17 protein-coding genes are annotated in these 16,590 nt (G+C 47.2%); 12 read left to right on the top strand and 5 right to left on the bottom strand.

What is annotated here, in order from left to right; translation table 11 throughout:
• Nucleotides 1–80: 80 nt before the first annotated feature.
• Nucleotides 81–1,130, bottom strand: a complete 1,050-nt coding sequence (locus C8D85_RS12800; protein ID WP_133563329.1) for a LacI family DNA-binding transcriptional regulator — start codon at nucleotides 1,128–1,130, stop codon at nucleotides 81–83.
• A 308-nt stretch (nucleotides 1,131–1,438) separates the two neighbouring features.
• Here C8D85_RS12800 and C8D85_RS12795 point away from each other — a divergent pair, with 308 nt between their 5' ends.
• The 4 genes from C8D85_RS12795 to C8D85_RS12780 all read left to right on the top strand — a co-directional run bounded on the left by C8D85_RS12795 (nucleotide 1,439) and on the right by C8D85_RS12780 (nucleotide 4,961).
• Complete coding sequence (locus C8D85_RS12795) at nucleotides 1,439–2,446, top strand: Gfo/Idh/MocA family protein (RefSeq protein ID WP_133563326.1); 1,008 nt, start codon at nucleotides 1,439–1,441, stop codon at nucleotides 2,444–2,446.
• Between the two features lie 16 nt (nucleotides 2,447–2,462).
• Complete coding sequence (locus tag C8D85_RS12790; protein ID WP_133563324.1) at nucleotides 2,463–3,404, top strand: sugar phosphate isomerase/epimerase family protein; 942 nt, start codon at nucleotides 2,463–2,465, stop codon at nucleotides 3,402–3,404.
• An 81-nt stretch (nucleotides 3,405–3,485) separates the two neighbouring features.
• Complete coding sequence (locus tag C8D85_RS12785) at nucleotides 3,486–4,421, top strand: sugar ABC transporter substrate-binding protein (RefSeq protein WP_133563322.1); 936 nt, start codon at nucleotides 3,486–3,488, stop codon at nucleotides 4,419–4,421.
• A gap of 210 nt (nucleotides 4,422–4,631) precedes the next feature.
• A complete protein-coding gene (locus C8D85_RS12780) occupies nucleotides 4,632–4,961 on the top strand; it encodes a Rieske (2Fe-2S) protein (protein WP_211342195.1) in 330 nt (109 codons plus the stop codon).
• A gap of 66 nt (nucleotides 4,962–5,027) precedes the next feature.
• Here C8D85_RS12780 and C8D85_RS12775 read toward each other — a convergent pair whose 3' ends face one another.
• From C8D85_RS12775 to C8D85_RS12765, 3 genes are all read right to left on the bottom strand, one after another.
• On the bottom strand, nucleotides 5,028–6,176 hold the full coding sequence (locus tag C8D85_RS12775) for a mechanosensitive ion channel family protein (RefSeq protein WP_133563320.1): 1,149 nt from the start codon (nucleotides 6,174–6,176) through the stop codon (nucleotides 5,028–5,030).
• A gap of 15 nt (nucleotides 6,177–6,191) precedes the next feature.
• Nucleotides 6,192–7,523: a magnesium transporter gene (locus C8D85_RS12770; protein ID WP_133563318.1), complete on the bottom strand. Its 1,332-nt coding sequence runs from the start codon at nucleotides 7,521–7,523 to the stop codon at nucleotides 6,192–6,194.
• 114 nt (nucleotides 7,524–7,637) lie between these two features.
• The gene (locus C8D85_RS12765) at nucleotides 7,638–8,345 is read right to left on the bottom strand and encodes a GntR family transcriptional regulator (RefSeq protein ID WP_133563316.1); all 708 of its coding nucleotides are present in this window, start codon (nucleotides 8,343–8,345) and stop codon (nucleotides 7,638–7,640) included.
• 177 nt (nucleotides 8,346–8,522) lie between these two features.
• On the opposite strand from C8D85_RS12765, the gene C8D85_RS12760 reads away from it, so the two are divergent.
• From C8D85_RS12760 to C8D85_RS12735, 6 genes are all read left to right on the top strand, one after another.
• Entirely contained in the window at nucleotides 8,523–9,611 is a 1,089-nt protein-coding gene (locus C8D85_RS12760; RefSeq protein ID WP_133563314.1) for an aromatic ring-hydroxylating oxygenase subunit alpha, read from the top strand.
• 9 nt (nucleotides 9,612–9,620) lie between these two features.
• The gene (locus tag C8D85_RS12755) at nucleotides 9,621–10,586 is read left to right on the top strand and encodes a PDR/VanB family oxidoreductase (RefSeq protein ID WP_133563311.1); all 966 of its coding nucleotides are present in this window, start codon (nucleotides 9,621–9,623) and stop codon (nucleotides 10,584–10,586) included.
• A gap of 211 nt (nucleotides 10,587–10,797) precedes the next feature.
• Nucleotides 10,798–11,376 (top strand): anthranilate synthase component II, encoded by a 579-nt coding sequence (locus tag C8D85_RS12750; protein WP_133563309.1) that lies wholly within the window; start codon nucleotides 10,798–10,800, stop codon nucleotides 11,374–11,376.
• A 10-nt stretch (nucleotides 11,377–11,386) separates the two neighbouring features.
• Entirely contained in the window at nucleotides 11,387–12,436 is a 1,050-nt protein-coding gene (gene trpD / locus C8D85_RS12745; RefSeq protein ID WP_133563307.1) for an anthranilate phosphoribosyltransferase, read from the top strand.
• Nucleotides 12,437–12,450: 14 nt separating this feature from the next.
• Nucleotides 12,451–13,263 carry an indole-3-glycerol phosphate synthase TrpC gene (gene trpC / locus C8D85_RS12740; protein WP_133563305.1) on the top strand — a complete coding sequence of 271 codons (813 nt, stop codon included), beginning with the start codon at nucleotides 12,451–12,453 and terminating at the stop codon, nucleotides 13,261–13,263.
• Nucleotides 13,264–13,282: 19 nt separating this feature from the next.
• The gene (locus C8D85_RS12735) at nucleotides 13,283–13,690 is read left to right on the top strand and encodes an OsmC family protein (RefSeq protein ID WP_133563303.1); all 408 of its coding nucleotides are present in this window, start codon (nucleotides 13,283–13,285) and stop codon (nucleotides 13,688–13,690) included.
• Between the two features lie 65 nt (nucleotides 13,691–13,755).
• On the opposite strand, the gene C8D85_RS12730 is transcribed toward C8D85_RS12735, so the two are convergent.
• A complete protein-coding gene (locus C8D85_RS12730) occupies nucleotides 13,756–14,805 on the bottom strand; it encodes a GlxA family transcriptional regulator (RefSeq protein WP_133563300.1) in 1,050 nt (349 codons plus the stop codon).
• Nucleotides 14,806–15,065: 260 nt separating this feature from the next.
• On the opposite strand from C8D85_RS12730, the gene C8D85_RS12725 reads away from it, so the two are divergent.
• Both C8D85_RS12725 and C8D85_RS12720 read left to right on the top strand, forming a co-directional pair.
• Entirely contained in the window at nucleotides 15,066–15,272 is a 207-nt protein-coding gene (locus C8D85_RS12725; protein ID WP_133563298.1) for a hypothetical protein, read from the top strand.
• A 57-nt stretch (nucleotides 15,273–15,329) separates the two neighbouring features.
• A complete protein-coding gene (locus C8D85_RS12720) occupies nucleotides 15,330–16,583 on the top strand; it encodes a sarcosine oxidase subunit beta family protein (protein ID WP_133563296.1) in 1,254 nt (417 codons plus the stop codon).
• Nucleotides 16,584–16,590 lie beyond the last annotated feature (7 nt).

Here is a 16,590-nt window from a genome sequence, read left to right as displayed (position 1 = left end):
GACTGACTAGTGGATACTCATATAGGGCAAGGCGGAATGCCCTATATGAGCCTTTACGATGGTTAACTAAAGAGTAGAAGCTAGATATTCTCAGAAATATGGATATCAAAAGGTAACAGCACCGCTTGTGGGCGACCGGAAAGGTTGGGCGTATCGGCAATCATTTGTTCGACTAACGCTTTCACGAGTCGATCTCGTGGGTGAGAGATCACCATATTGAGAATGCCATCCATCAAGGCGACTTTGGTGGCGTGGGTTAACTCGTTGGCGACCACGATCATGTCTTTTGCGAGAGGCATGCCTTCCAGCGCATCAAGTACACCTTCCACACCTCCACCAGCGCAGTACAGCCCGACGAGATCAGGATTTTGTTTTAATAGCTCAAGGGTGGCATCTTCCGCTAGGCTTTTATTTTCTAAGCTGACAACGGATTCAACGATTTGAAACTGTGGGGCGTTTTCACGGCAATAGGAGCGGAAGCTGATTTCACACAGTTCCTGGCATAGGTAGCGGTGGCTTCCCATAATGATGCCAATCTTGCCTTGCTGTTTTGCCAGTTTCGTAATGGCCCAGGCTGCCGTGCGTCCTGCCGCACGATTATCAATGCCAACATAGCCGGCGCGACTGCTGGCGGTTATGTCACTCAATAACGTAAATACAGGCTTGCCTGTGGCTTGTAAACTCTCAACGGCAATATTCACTTTGGCATGATCCGCTGCCACAATCCCCAGAGCATTAACCTGTGCACCGAGTTTTTCAATCGTTTGAGCCAGTGATCGGGGGGTTAAGTCATCTAAGAACTCGATTTTAGCGGAGATTTTTTTATGTTTGATGGCCTCGCAACCTCGCTCGATTTCTGCCGCCAGCTCACGATAAAAGTAGCTCTCGCGGCGCTGCAAGATAAATCCTAACGTCAGCTCCTCAAGATCTTGTCCTACCCGTTGTTTGATTAGGTTATGGCCGTGGTATCCCAGAGCTTGTGAGGCTTGGAGGACTTTTTTCATGGTCTTTTCACTGACTTTGGCGCGGCCATTAATGACCCGATCCACCGTCGCTACGCCGACACCGGCTTCGTTTGCGATATCCTGAAGAGTCACCTTGCTGTTATTATTTTTGATGGTTTCTATCATTTCTCAGCTCGACTTATGATGTTTTTGATATTAGATCATGCTGTTTTCTTTGTGTTATTGCTGCTTTCTTCGATACTGCATTCCACTGCTTTGGAACAAATATTCCATCAGAGCCTAAAAATAACAAGAGTAAAAGGCATTAAGTTACCGCTATGTGTAGCTTTAATCCGGAAAAATGCGTCAGTCTGAATCCTTGCATTCTGTTTTATCGCATCGTTCGGTGTCCCTCCTCCTGCTATTTTGAAGCGCCTAATTAATATCAATTTATGATAGATAATAAATCAAATACATCATAGGTAGGTGAAACTATGGGACTTCGTCTCGGCGTCATTGGTATTGGTGCCATCGGTAAAGAGCACACTCTGCGAATTGAAAAGAAGCTTAGCCGCGCTAAAGTCGTCGCGGTCAACGATGTCAATCGTGAACATACCGAAGCCTTTCTCGCGCAACACAATCTTTCGGCAAAATTTTATGAAAGTGGTATTGAGCTGATTCGTGCGCAAGATGTGGATGCGATCCTAGTTACTTCTTGGGGACCGACCCACGAAGAGTTTGTGTTGGCATCCATTGCAGCCGGTAAATATGTGTTCTGCGAAAAGCCGTTAGCGGTCACGGCTTCAGGCTGTAGAGCGATTGTTGAAGCAGAGATGATGCATGGAAAGCAGCTGGTTCAAGTGGGGTTTATGCGCCGCTTTGATAAAAGCTATCGCCAACTAAAAAGTGTTCTAGACAGTGAACAACTAGGTTACCCACTCATTTTGAATTGTGCCCACCGAGCGCCAGCCGCACCAGGGTTTGCTGGGGACATGGCGATCAGCGATTCCCTAGTGCATGAATTTGATGTGCTGAAGTGGTTATTGAACGATGACTATGTGTCAGCGCAAGTGATCCTTCCTCGAAAAACTCGTCTGTGTGATGACAGTCTACAAGATCCTCATGTTGTCTTGCTTCGAACCAAGCAGGGCGTCTTGATCAATATCGAAAGCTTCGTAAATGCCCAATATGGCTATGACATTCAATGCCATGTGGTGTGTGAATCTGGTACTGCTGCGTTACCTGAGCCAAGTGATGTCATGTTGCGCCACGATGGCAAGTTCACACGGAACATCATTGTGGATTGGCAGCTGCGCTTTATTGAAGCATTTGATGTGGAGTTACAAGAATGGATTGATGCCACCAGTGTTGGGCGTGTGGATGGTCCGAGTGCTTGGGATGGCTTTATTGTAGCCGTCACGGCCGATGCCTGTGTAGCGGCGAAGCATTCTGGCAACATCGAGCCAATCAATATTCCAGAGCGTCCAGTATTTTACCGTTAATTGAGAGGGGTGTTTTATGAAGCTTTCTTTTTGTACTGATAGTTTGGGGAATCTACCATTCGAAGCCATGCTGGATCGTCTGGTTGAACTGGGAGTCGAAGGGGTGGAAATGACCACCGGCGGCTGGTCTCCTGCACCGCATGTGCGTATGGATGAATTAATTGCCAGTGAAGCAAAGCGCGAAGCCTTTTTAAGTGCTATTCATTCACGCGGACTGAACATTGCTGCGCTCAATGTCTCGGGTAATCCGTTAGATCCAAGTCCAATGGGACAGGCTCACAAAAAAGCCGCGTTTGACACCATGGTACTAGCGGGGCTTTTGGGGGTGAAAAAAATCGTCATGATGAGTGGCCTACCACCCGCCAGCCCTGAAGATACAGTGCCTAATTGGATTACCTACACAGTTAGCTGGCCACCGATTTTACAACAGCGCTTAGATTATCAATGGAACGATGTGGCGATTCCATTTTGGAAAGAGCTGGCAGCACACGCGCAACAACATGGGGTAGAAAAAATCGCCCTAGAAAACTTTTCCTCCATGTTGGTCTGGAATCCTGAAACCTTGTTTCGCTTACGTAATGCAGTAGGTCCGATCATTGGTCTGAACCTCGACCCAAGTCATTTGATTTTTATGGGCGCGGATCCGATTGCGGCCGCCCGTGCTCTCGGTGATGCCATTCATCATGTGCATGGTAAAGATGCACGTATTGAGCGAGGTCTAGCGGATGTGAATGGCTTATTGGAAACCAAAGTGGTGGAAGATACTGCTAACCGTGCTTGGAACTACGTCGCCGTCGGTTGTGGTCAAGATATGCAATGGTGGAAAGAGTTTTTCTCAGTAGTGCGCATGATGGGATACAACGATTGGGTGTCTCTTGAAATGGAAGATTTGACCATGTCCGTTGACGCTGGGATTGAGACATCCATCGATGCTTTGAAAGCGACATTAAGCCGCTAAGGCGGCTCAGAATATTGTGTTTTACCCCTGATTCAGCAACAGCTGATAATTTTGAAAACAATGCTATAAAGGAAAATAAAAATGAAAAAAACACTTTTAAGTGCTGTCTTTGCTTCTCTGATCTCTGGCTCCGTGATGGCGGCTGATGCGCCTCGGGTTGGCGTGACCCTGTTCAGTTTTGATGATTTGTTTCTCTCTGTGCTGCGCAACAGTTTGGAAAAATCGGCCAATGAATCGGGCTTTGAGGTGCAAATGGAGGATGCTAAGAATGAAATTGGTATGCAGTTGAACCAAATTCAAAACTTTATCGCTTCAGGGGTAGACGGCATTATCGTTGATACTGTGGATTCGGATGCGACTCAGGCGATGACAGACTATGCTGAAGAAGCTGGCATCCCGTTAGTATATGTTGGTCGCCGTCCTATTAATGTTGACTTCTTGCCTGAAAACCAAGCCTTTGTCGCCTCAAATGAACTTGAGTCTGGCACCCTTCAAACAGAAGAAGTATGTCGTTTGCTAGATGGTAAAGGCAAGGTCGCCGTGATGATGGGCACATTAGGGGATAACGCAGCTCAGCAACGAACTAAAGACATCCATGATGTGTTGGAAACACCCGCTTGTTCAGGTTTGGAGATTGTCGTGGAGCAATCTGCTGACTTTATGCGAACGAAAGGCAACGATCTGATGACCAACTGGCTAACCGCTGGCATTGAGTTTGATGCGGTGATTGCTAATAACGATGAAATGGCTATCGGTGCGATTCAAGCCATGAAGGCTTTTGGTATGGATATGGATAAAGTTGTCGTAGCAGGTATTGATGCTACCGCGGATGCACTGGCGGCTATGCAAGCAGGCGAACTGGATGTCACTGTCTTCCAGAATGCCGCTGCACAAGGTCGCGGGGCGGTAGAAACACTGCAAAAGCTGATGAATGGTGAGAAGGTGGAGCAGAAAGTGTGGGTGCCGTTTGAATTAGTAACGCCTGCTAACTTAGCGCAATACGCTGCCCGCAACTAAGAGGCTATCAGTCAGGTCTGTGACCGGAACAGACCTGTCTGAAAATGTTTTTTCATAGCATTCCACTCGAGATGACTATGTTACTTGCCCGATCTTATGTAGACATAGGATCGGGCTTTTTTAGGTCCGTAATGATCTGTGGGTCGAGTATAGATCTTTATTGTACGACATTAATTCTATGGGATTAGGGGCTACTTGGAGTGCTTGAGTATGGTGCAATATCTGCCCACCAATATCGATGTGTTGCGGATTCGTGAAACAGGCCTAGGGTTTCGGTTTCAGGGTATGCGTTATTTCTGTATTGCTGATGAAGACGATGTGTATGTCTATGTGAATCAGTGCCCACATTTTGGTGTGGCATTAGAATGGATGCCGGATGCCTTTTTGGATAGCAAACGGCAAAATATTCAATGCAGTCAACATAGCGCTTTGTTTGATATTCAATCGGGCTTTTGTCACCGAGGGCCTTGCGAAGGGGATTCGCTGACCAAGGTGGCCAGTAAAGTCGTCAATGGCGCGCTGTGGCTTGCACCAGATTGAATTATTTCCATAAAAAACGCCTGTTTCGATCATTCGAAGCAGGCGTTTTTAAGCATTTAGTTTTCGTTAAGATTTCTCAGTTTTCGGTGCAGCGTTCTCGCTTTGACCATCTAGGTCTTCAAACTCTGATGTTGGTGCATTCTCATTGAATAAGTGCAGAGTACGAGTTGGGAAGGCCACTTCGGCACCGTGTTTTTCGATGATCTGCATCGCTTGGAACAGAACATCCTGTTTGACTTCGTGGTACTTCGCCCAGTTTGTGGTGCGTGTGTAGGCATAGATAAAGAAGTCTAGAGAAGATGGGCCGAACTGGTTGAAGTTCACCATGTAGATCTCGTCACTGTCGATTTCTTCATGCTGACCAACCATGTCTTTGATTTCACTTAGAATCTCAGACAGCTTACTAAAGTCGCTGTAACGCACGCCAACTGTTTCATTGATTCGACGGTGTGACATGCGTGATGGGTTTTCTACGGAAATGGTCGAGAAGGTTGCGTTTGGCACATATAGAGGGCGCTTATCAAAGGTACGAATTCGAGTCTGGCGCCAGCCAATGTGCTCCACGGTACCCTCGATGTTCTGATCCGGAGAGCGAATCCAGTCGCCGACCTTGAAAGGACGGTCCAAATATACCATCAAACCGCCAAAGAAATTGGCCAGTAAGTCTTTCGCGGCAAAACCCACGGCAATACCACCGATACCACCAAAAGCGAGGACACCGGAGATGCTGTAGCCCATGTTTTGTAGAATAACGAGCACGGAAGTAATAATGACCGCTGCGCGAAGTAACTTACTGATCGCACTGGCAGTCGTATAGTCAACAGGTTGTTTGGTAGCGCGGCCTGATGTCATGGCATTTTCAATGCCTTTGACGCAACGCAGCAAGAACCAAGCAATAATGGCAATAACACCTATTTCTCTGATCTTAAGAACAATCGCTGCGAAGTTTTCATCCAGTTGGGTGTCTGATATTTCGGCTGCAATGCTTAAACCAATCAACCAAATAAATAATCGCAGTGGCGGCATGGCGGCTTCTACGATCATGTTGTCCCAAGGGTTGCGTGTGCGCTGTAGTTTGTCATCTACACGCATCAAAATACGGTTAACAACAAAGTTGATTAATAGTGTCGCAAAAACGACGATAAAGATTTTTACGATCCAGTGCATTTGATTGTCGCCCAGACCGAGGTAAGGCTGAATGGTTTCCCAAGTCATGTATTGAATCCTTGTTTACAGTAGTAGCAGTGTGCCTAAGCCTAAGAATGCAATGTACCCGGCGATGTCTGTCACCGTGGTCAATATCACGGAACCTGACAAGGCCGGATCGATTTTAAGCTTATCTAAAACGACTGGAATTATGACGCCAGAAAGTGCAGCCATTAAGATATTAATAACGATAGCCATCGCAATTGTGAAACCGAGCATCGGGCTTTGGAACCAGAACAACACCGCAGCACCGATACACAGTGACCAGACAATACCGTTTAAACCACCCACTTGAAGCTCCTTCTTTAGCAGTGAACTAAAGTTGGCTCTGGTAATCTGGCCTAGGGCCAAACCACGAACTATCAGGGTTAAAGTTTGGCTTCCAGCGATACCCCCCATGGAAGCAACGATTGGCATTAATACGGCCAGTGCCACCACTTGTTCTAGGGTTGCTTCAAAGAGGCCAATAAATGCCGAAGCCATAAACGCTGTCAGTAGGTTAATGCCCAACCAAAAACCACGGGATGCGGCACTGCGACGTACAGGTGAGAATAGATCCGAGTCTTCATCCAAACCGGTGTTGGACATTTGTACGGCTTCTTGTTCTAAGCGGCGCGCTTCAAGAGCGTGCCCCGCATGGAAGCGGCCGACCAGCAATTGGTTGCTATCGAGTACAGGAAGTGCAGACACTTCACTTTTCTCCAATAGGTCTGCTGCTTTGACTACATCCGTTTGCGCGTCGATAAATGGGTATTCTTCTTCCATAAATCCAGAGACTGGCTCATGTGGCTGAGCATTTAGAATAGAGCGAAGATGGACACAGCCGACCCAGCGTCCCGTTCGGTTTACCAAATAAAGGGTGTCAGAGTAGGGCGCAGACACGCGACGGAATAAACGCATGGCTTCTGATACGCGTATTGTTTGAGCTGCGACAATTAATTCATGATCAACCCAACGACCGGCTTCGTCCTCTTCGTAAGTCACACCTTGTTGGTAGTATTCGCGCTGTTTGGCATCCATCTTTTGCAGCGCGATTTCGATCATTGGATCTGGCAGAGAGTCGGCAATTTCCAACAGATCTTCTGCATCCACATCAGAAAATAACTCGGCAATTTCGAGGTCGTTTAGCTCTTTAAGAAGTAGCAGGCGGGATTCACCACGCATCTCAACCAAAATATCAAGGCGGTTGGTTTGTTTGATGCTGTCCCAAACAAAGCGACGTTGAGAAACTGGAATCGACTCTAAGGCCAAGGCCACATCATCAGGGGGCATTGAACTGATTGCTTGGTTGATGTCTTGGTTAGAAATATTTTCTTGAGTTAATAACTCAATCAATTCTGCAATTGGGTTGGACACAATTGAGCCCCTTATACGTCTTAGATAGTTGCTTCAGTGTGAGTGAATTCGTCTTTATAATCAATGAACTAAGAGCGACAAACAGAGCTTAACCAGAGAAAATTATGGCTTAATTTAAAGTTTGCGCTCAGTAATCACAGTTAAGCTGTCAGAATCTTTAGGTTGGTGTACATAACCCAGTGTGGCATTGGCATGTTCTCTCATAATGCCTTCCGCTCGCGTGCCGAGTCCGTTCACAATGGCATGGTAAACATGGTGATGCTGTTGATGTGCAAACTGGAATCGCCTAGCTTCACGCTGCATATGCTTTTTGTCGAAGGCCAGGGCGCTGGAAGAGGCAAACGGCAAGTGTTCATTACGGCTCAGTGCAGCTTGGATAGCGGGATTATGCGCCGCTTCAATGACAATATCGTGAAAGCGCTTGTTCATTTGTTGATAGCGTTCAAGATCTGCCTCTTGCAGAGATTCAACATCTAGAATTTGATCGCCTTCTTCGAGCAACGATGCTAACGCTTGCTGATGCTCTAGAGACAAGCCGCGCTCAGCGGCTTGGCGTGCTGCCAGTCCCTCCAGTACTCCGCGTACTTCTACCGCCCCCATAATTTCTTCAACAGAAATGGAGCGCACTTCGTAGCCGCGTCCAGCCAGTTTGGTGAGTAGACCTTCTTGCTCTAATGCTCGAAATGCGATCCGAACCGGTGTGCGTGAAACCCCTAGCATTTCAGCGGTAGGAACTTCTGCGATACGACTCCCTGCGCTTAAAGCGCCTTCTAAAATCATCTGACGCAGCTCACTCAAGACATTGGTTTGGTTTTTCTTCATAGATGCCGACTCGCCTTATTGGATCCATTAGTGGCTATATAATGAGTTTAATAACCGGATTTTAGCTTAAAATCTATTTATTGGATCCATTATGTGTTTTTTTAATGAGATAAATGGGCCTTGCTAGGCTATATTGGATCCATTAAAGAACAAAAATAACACAATTAGGAGAAATCCATGAGCCAGCAAACGTTTCCAAAGAACACTTGGTATGTGGCCGCCATGTCGGAAGAGATTGGCACCGAGAAGCCATTAGGCCGCAAAATATGTGGCGAAAGCATTGCTTTTTATCGTCCATCGGAAAATGAAATTGCCGCAGTGAGGGACTTTTGTCCGCACCGTGGTGCCGCCATGTCGTTAGGTTATGTGGAGGATGGCTTACTGGTTTGTGGTTACCATGGTTTGAAAATGGGCGCTGATGGCAAAACCAAAGAAATGCCTCTACAACGAGTACAAGGTTTTCCATGTATGAAGTCATTCGCAGTGGAAGAGCGTTATGGCTTTATCTGGGTATGGCCTGGTGACCAAGAATTAGCGGATGCAAGTTTGATTCCTGTGCAAGAATGGGCCATCAGTGATGACTGGGCCTACGGTGGTGGTCTTTACCACATTCACGCGGATTACCGCTTGATGATCGATAACTTAATGGATCTTACTCACGAAACCTACGTGCATGCGTCCAGTATCGGTCAGAAAGAAATCGATGAATCGCCAGTGGATACGAAAGTAAATGGCGATGAAGTGATTACCAGCCGCACTATGGAAAACATCACCGCACCGCCATTCTGGCAATTGGCGCTAGAAGCTAATGGCTTACCCAAAGACGCGCCAGTGGATCGTTGGCAGCGTTGTCGCTTTACACCGCCTTCTCATGTCATGATCGATGTGGGTGTCGCCCTAGAAGGTCATGGTGGTTTTGATGCGCCAAAAGATAAAAAAGCCAGCAGCATCGTAGTGGACTTTATTACTCCGGAAACCGAAGACACCATGTGGTACTTCTGGGGCATGGCGCGTAACTTCAAAGCCGACGATGCGGCGCTGACCGATAAAATCCGTGAAGGTCAGGGTAGTATCTTCCAAGAAGACTTAGAAGTGTTAGAGCGTCAGCAAGCCAACCTAAAAGCCTTCCCTGATTACGACTTGTTAAAACTCAATATCGACGCCGGAGGCGTGCAATCCCGCCGCGTGATCGAACGTATTATCAAAGCGGAAACTGCGGTTCAGATGACATCCAAAGACGCTCCTCTGCAAACGATCTCATTCTAAGGTGACGTCATGATAGAAGTCGTAGTTTTAAATAAAGTCGACGAAGCCGCTGCTGTGGTGCGTCTGGTGCTAGGTAAAGCCAATGAGGCAGCGTTACCGCCATTCGAGGCTGGGGCACACATTGATATCAAATTACCAAGTGGATTATTGCGTCAGTATTCTTTGTGTCGTTTGCAGTCGGATCCTCGTTATTACGAGATCGCGGTGCTAAAAGACCCGCAATCCCGTGGTGGCTCAGAAGAAGTGCATGGCTTAAACATCGGTGATGTGGTGCAGATTAGCGAGCCAAAGAACCACTTTCCGCTACGCAATAAAGAAGCCAAATCTTTGTTGATCGCCGGTGGTATTGGCGTGACGCCGCTATTGCCAATGGCGCAAACCCTGCAATGCGCAGGCACGCCATTTGAGTTTCATTACTGTGGCAAATCACCGCGTACGGCCGCTTTCAGTGAAACGCTTAAGCAAGCATCGTTTGCTGATAAAATGCATTTCCATTTCAGTAGTGAACCCCAAAGCTCGGGCCGCATGGATATTAAATCGGTATTGAGTCAGCATGTGGCCGACTCGGATCTCTATGTCTGTGGTCCTGCAGAGTTTATTGCCAGTGTGCTGGAACATGCAGAAGCGTTAGGCTGGCCGGAAGAGAAAGTGCATCGTGAATTCTTCGCTGCGCCTGCTATGGATGTGGATCATGGGGACAATCATGCCTTCCAAATCAAGCTGGCCAGCACTGGGCAAGTGCTAGATGTGGCTGCGAATCAGTCCATTACCGATGTGCTAGACGAGAACGCTATCTTTGTTCCAGTGTCTTGCTGTGAAGGCGTTTGTGGAACTTGCTTAACTGATGTTATCAGTGGAGAGATAGATCATCGTGATGTCTTTCTAAGCAAACAAGAAAAAGCCGAAGGCAAACAAATGCTGACCTGCTGCTCCCGTGCTAAAGAGGCCGGCGGTCTGATCGAATTGGACTTATAAGCTTCGATTAAACGATCATTCAAAAGCGCTGGGTTTAGGTCTGGCGCTTTCTCTAATGTTCTTGTCGCGCCACAAAATAGCGCTCATTCTGACAATCATGTAGTATTGTCCGAGCTCAAATTCCCTCCATATTAGGTGTGCTTCATTTAGCACCGGAAACCATTGAGCCGATTTTTTTAAAAGCTTTACTTATCAGTGGTTTAAGTGATTTATGGTTCTGATGATAGACAACTACGATTCCTTCACCTACAACTTGGTGCAGTACATTCGTGAGTTGGGTTATGAGGTGGATGTTCGTCGTAACGATACCTTAACGATTGCAGATATTGAGGCGCTTGCGCCGAGTCATATTGTCATTTCTCCAGGGCCATGTACGCCAAATGAAGCGGGCATTTCCTTGCAAGCAATTGAGCACTTTGCTGGCAGCATTCCAGTGTTAGGTATCTGTTTGGGGCATCAGAGTATTGCCCAAGTATTTGGTGGCGATGTGATTCGAGCCAAAACAGTAATGCACGGCAAAACCTCAAAGGTGTACCATAAGGGGATTGGTGTGTTCCGTGATTTGCCTAATCCTTATAATGCGACACGTTACCATTCCTTGGTAGTGAAGCAAGAGACCTTACCTGCTTGTCTAGAGGTAACGGCGTGGACGCAAAATGATCAAGGCGAGTTGGATGAGATCATGGGCTTACGACACACAAGTATGAACATTGAAGGGGTGCAGTTTCACCCTGAGTCGATTTTGACAGAGCATGGTCACGCTCTGTTAGACAACTTTTTCAAACATTAGGAGTTGGCTGGTGGATATTAAACAAGCGATTGCCAAGGTGGTTAATAAACAAGACCTAACTGGCGATGAAATGCGTGATGTGATGATGAGTATCATGACATGCCAAACAACCGATGCACAGATTGGCGGGTTTTTAATTGGCTTACGCATGAAAGGTGAGACGGTAGAAGAGATTATTGCCGCCGCTCAAGTGATGCGTGAACTGTCCACTAAGGTTGACCTAGGTGGTGATGAAATCGTTGATACCTGTGGTACCGGTGGCGATGGAGGCAATTTGTTTAACGTATCTACCGCAGCGTCGTTTGTTGCAGCGGGTGCTGGAGCACACGTTGCGAAACACGGTGGTCGCTCTGTATCGTCTAAATCTGGTAGTGCCGATGTGTTAGAAAAGGCTGGCGTTTACCTAGGCTTGAACAGTGAGCAAGTGAAACGCAGCGTACAAGAGCTGGGTCTAGGCTTTATGTTTGCGCCAAACTATCACTCTGCAATGCAGTACGCGATCGCACCTCGCAAAGAAATGGCCACCCGTACCATCTTCAATTTATTAGGGCCGTTGACCAACCCTGCTGGTGCAAAACGTCAAGTGATGGGGGTGTTCGCCAAAGAGTGGGTACGTCCTATTGCTGAGGCCTTAAAGGCGCTGGGCAGCAGCCATGTATTGGTGGTGCATTCTGCGGACGGGTTGGATGAAATTAGTATTTCTGACAAAACTTACGTGGCAGAGCTAAAAGATGGTGAAATCTCAGAGTACGAGATCACTCCGGAAGACTTTGGGTTGGCGCGTCAGCCTTTATCTCTAGTACAGGCAGAGGATGCTGATGCAAGCTTTGAAATGCTGAAATCGGCACTGGAAGGTAAGGGCAAAGAAAATGCACCGCGCGATATTGTGTCCCTAAACGCAGGTGCCGCGATTTATGTATCGGGTGTAGCGGACTCGTTAGCAGAAGGTGTTGCGATTGCAGAAGATGTGATCTGTGGTGGCTTAGCTAAGATCAAACTGCAAGAATTAGCGAGTTTTTCCCGTTGCTACATGCCTGATACAACAGAAACAGCGAACTAAAATAGAGAGCTATTATGCAAGTCGAGACTCCAACAATTTTAAAAAAGATCGTGGCGCGTAAGTACGAGGAAATCGCTGAACGACAAGCTCGTACACCGTTTGCTAATCTTGAAATCGCTGCTGCAGCGGCCAACGCTCACAATCCAACTCGTGGATTTGCCGCAGCCCTACGCAGCAAAATTGCTTTGGGTAAAGCGGGGGTGATTGCGGAAGTGAAAAAAGCCTCTCCAAGTAAAGGTATTTTGCGCGATCCGTTTTCTCCAAAAGATATTGCTGTGTCCTATGAAAAGGGCGGCGCAGCGTGTTTGTCTGTATTGACCGACCAAGACTTTTTTCAAGGTCACGAAGATTACCTAGTAGAAGCACGCAATGCCTGTTCACTACCTGTGATTCGTAAGGATTTTATTGTTGACCCTTACCAAGTGATGGAAGCGCGTTCGATTGGCGCCGACTGTATTTTGTTGATTGCTGCTTGCCTATCTGGCAAAGAACTACGTGAACTAGATCAGATGGCTCGTGACCTATCTATGGATGTCTTAGTAGAAGTGCATAATCGCGCTGAGTTAGAGCTGGCATTAGAGTACACTGAGACTGAGTTGTTAGGTATTAACAACCGTGACTTGCATACTTTTGAACTGAGTTTGCAGCATACATTTGAATTGATGAATGATGTGCCAAAAGATCGTTTGATCGTGACTGAAAGTGGCATTCATACTCAAGACGATGTAGCGGCGATGCGTGAAAACAATATTCATGCTTTCTTAGTGGGCGAAGCCTTTATGAAAGCAGACAATCCGGGCGAAAAACTGGCGGAATTGTTTAAATAAGATTTGAGAGAAGAACGCTATGAAAACAAGTGTAGCTTGGCAAGAAGACGTACATTTTACTGCTGAAACGGGCTCTGGCTTTAAAGTAGAGATCGATGGCAATCAAACAGCAGGCCCTCGCCCGATGGAACTTATCCTTGCCGGTTTAGGCGGTTGTACTTCCTACGATGTGGTCAATATCCTGAAAAAAGCGCGCCAAGATGTTGTGTCTTGTGTGGCGCAGATTGATGCGGATCGTGCAGACACAGTGCCTTCTGTATTTACTGAAATTCGTGTGCACTTTGTCGTAACGGGTCGCAAGATCAAAGAAAGTCATGTGGCGCGTGCGGTAAAACTGTCTGCGGAAGAGTACTGCTCAGCATCTCTTATGCTTGAGCGTGGTGGTGTGAACATTGTTCATAGCTACGAAGTGATTGAAGTAGAGTAAGTCATCACTTACTTTAGATGTGAAAATGGCCTCTACTCGAGGCCATTTTTATTGGTAAATAAGCGTTACGCTTGGCTGGTTTTCTTGCGGAAGTTACTGGGTGCAACGCCAAAGTAGTCTTTGAAGCAGTTACTAAAATGGCTAGAGCTGACAAAGCCACTGGCAATGGCGACTTCAATAATTGGCTTGTTGGTCTGTTGCAGCAAACGACGAGCGTAGGTGATGCGCAGTTCAAGATAATAACGTGATGGGCTGGTTTCGAGATGGTTCTGAAACAAGCGCTCAAGCTGACGACGTGAAACGCTAGCGTAATGTAATAGCTCTTCAAGAGTTAAAGGTTCTTCGATGTTGCTACGCATCAGCTCTAATACTTTCTTAAGCGCATCTGGGTACTTAGCTTCATCGGTCGGTTGTGGGATCGGGGTGATGGGACTTTCCGCGAGCTGATCACAGGTCAGGATCTCTTTCACCGCTCGTGCAATACGATTCCCCTGCATGTCTTCGACCAAAGAAAGCATCATTCCTAGAGCGCTCACAGGTCCAGAGCAGCTTAAAATCGACCCGTCAATGATGGATGTTTCTTTGGCTATAGCAGTGTCTTGGAAATGCTCTTTCACATAAGGGTGATTGTCAGGGTGAACGGCGATACGTCGTCCTTGAGTTAAACCAGCATGGGCCAAGGCAATGGAGCCATTCCATAATCCGCCCAAGTACGCGTCATTCTTTTGATGATTTTTAAGGTACTCCGTTAACGCTGGTTGCTCAGCCAATTGACAACGATAACCACCACATACGATTAATACATCGAACAACTGACTTGATGCGTTAAGAGCCTTTTCAACACTGCTGCCTGTCGCAATTTCAATCCCCAAATCACTGACAACTGACGATCCTGTAAGGCTTAGGGTCGCGTAGTCAAACAGCTTTTCCGTTTGTACTAAGTTCGCCGTTACCAAGGCATCGACAGCGCCTGTAAAAGCCACCATAGAGAAATGCTCCAGTAGCACAAAGCCAATCATGATCGGAGCTTTATCCTGGTCAGGCGTGATCACATGAGCATGATTGTGGTCTGCATGAGAGGGGCTAAAGTGCTTTTTTTGAACAGATTGCGTCATGGTGAACGAGGGTTCCTGTACGAATAGTGTTGCAGCAATTGTGCAAGTGTATGTGAAAGCGAGCACTAAGGTAAGGCTCAAACGCATAACTCTATGAAAAGACTGACTCAAGGGCGCTCAAAAATACTGCTTTTATGTCGTTTTACGACGTTTATTTTAGGTGTCGTAAATAACCATCTATTTGACGCAATCAAAAAAGTTACCGCTGAGGGGGTTTCATAGTATAGGTGGCGTAGGTTGGTTTTTCTGGTTTGGCAGGAGTGCTTCAACGTCTCCTTATTCACTACTGGTCTTCCGCTGGTTCTTTCTGTTGTAAGTACTCAAGCATTGTGTCAATGCGCGTGAGTTACGTTGAAGTGATGATTGTCTTCCGCTTTCCAGAATCGACTGAACATAAGTTTCATACGATCAACGCAGTGACAGAGCAAGTAAACGCGCTTTGCGCCGACTACCCAGTCTATCGCTAGTATTACCACTTTGTAATGCAGTCCCAAGAAGGTCTGCCATGATAAGGAGCTGACACAATGCAGCAGTATTCCGGATTTGGCTTGTTAAAGCACAGTCTAAGCCATCATGAAAATTGGCAACGGGTTTGGCGCAACCCGACACCGAAGAAAAAGTACGATGTCATCATCGTCGGCGGCGGTGGTCACGGTCTAGCCACAGCTTATTATCTTGCAAAAGAGCATAACATCACGAATGTTGCGGTGATCGAGAAAGGCTACTTAGGTGGCGGTAATACAGCACGTAATACGACAATCGTTCGTTCAAACTACCTTTGGGACGAAGCGGCGCATTTATACGAGCACGCGATGAAGTTGTGGGAAGGTCTATCTCAAGATCTTAACTACAACGTGATGTTCTCTCAGCGTGGCTGTCTGAACTTAGGTCACACACTGCAAGACATGCGCGATATCGAACGCCGTGTAAATGCGAACCGTCTAAACGGTATTGACGGCGAAGTCTTGGACGCGAAACAAGTGAATGAGATCGTGCCGATCCTTGATTGCTCTGACAATGCTCGTTACCCAGTCATGGGGGCGTCTTGGCAACCACGTGCGGGTGTTGCTCGTCACGATGCTGTGGCATGGGGCTTTGCTCGTGGTGCAGACATGCGCGGTGTGGATTTAATCCAGCAAACAGAAGTAGTCGATTTCATTATTGAAGATGGCACGGTTGTGGGTGTTAAAACCGATCGTTACGGCGATATCAAAGCCGATCGCGTAGGTTGTGTCACAGCGGGTCACTCTGGCGTGATGGCTGCTAAGGCAGGTTTCGAATTACCGCTGGAATCTCACCCATTGCAAGCCTTGGTATCTGAGCCAATCAAGCCAATCCTAGACACAGTGGTTATGTCTAACCATGTACACGGTTACGCGTCTCAGTCAGACAAAGGTGACTTGGTGATCGGTGCGGGTATTGATGGTTACACAGGTTACGGCCAGCGCGGTTCTTACTCTACGATCGAACACACGATTCAAGCGATTGTTGAAATGTTCCCGATCTTTAGCCGTGTGCGCATGAACCGTCAATGGGGCGGTATCGTGGATACATGTCCTGATGCTTGTCCGATCATTTCGGAAACCCCAGTTAAAAACCTTTTCTTCAACTGTGGTTGGGGTACGGGTGGTTTCAAAGCCACACCAGGGTCAGGCAACGTTTTTGCGGCGTCTCTTGCGAAAGGCGAAATGCACGAATTGGCGAAGCCATTCTCTATGTTCCGATTCCACAACGGCGCGCTTATCGATGAGCACGGCGCTGCTGGCGTAGCACACTAACGGGAGA

The sequence above is a fragment of the Marinomonas communis genome, assembly GCF_004363305.1.
GTDB classification, from domain to species: domain Bacteria; phylum Pseudomonadota; class Gammaproteobacteria; order Pseudomonadales; family Marinomonadaceae; genus Marinomonas; species Marinomonas communis.
Note: the sequence above shows the minus strand (reverse complement) of the source record. Positions and strands in the feature narration are given on the sequence as shown.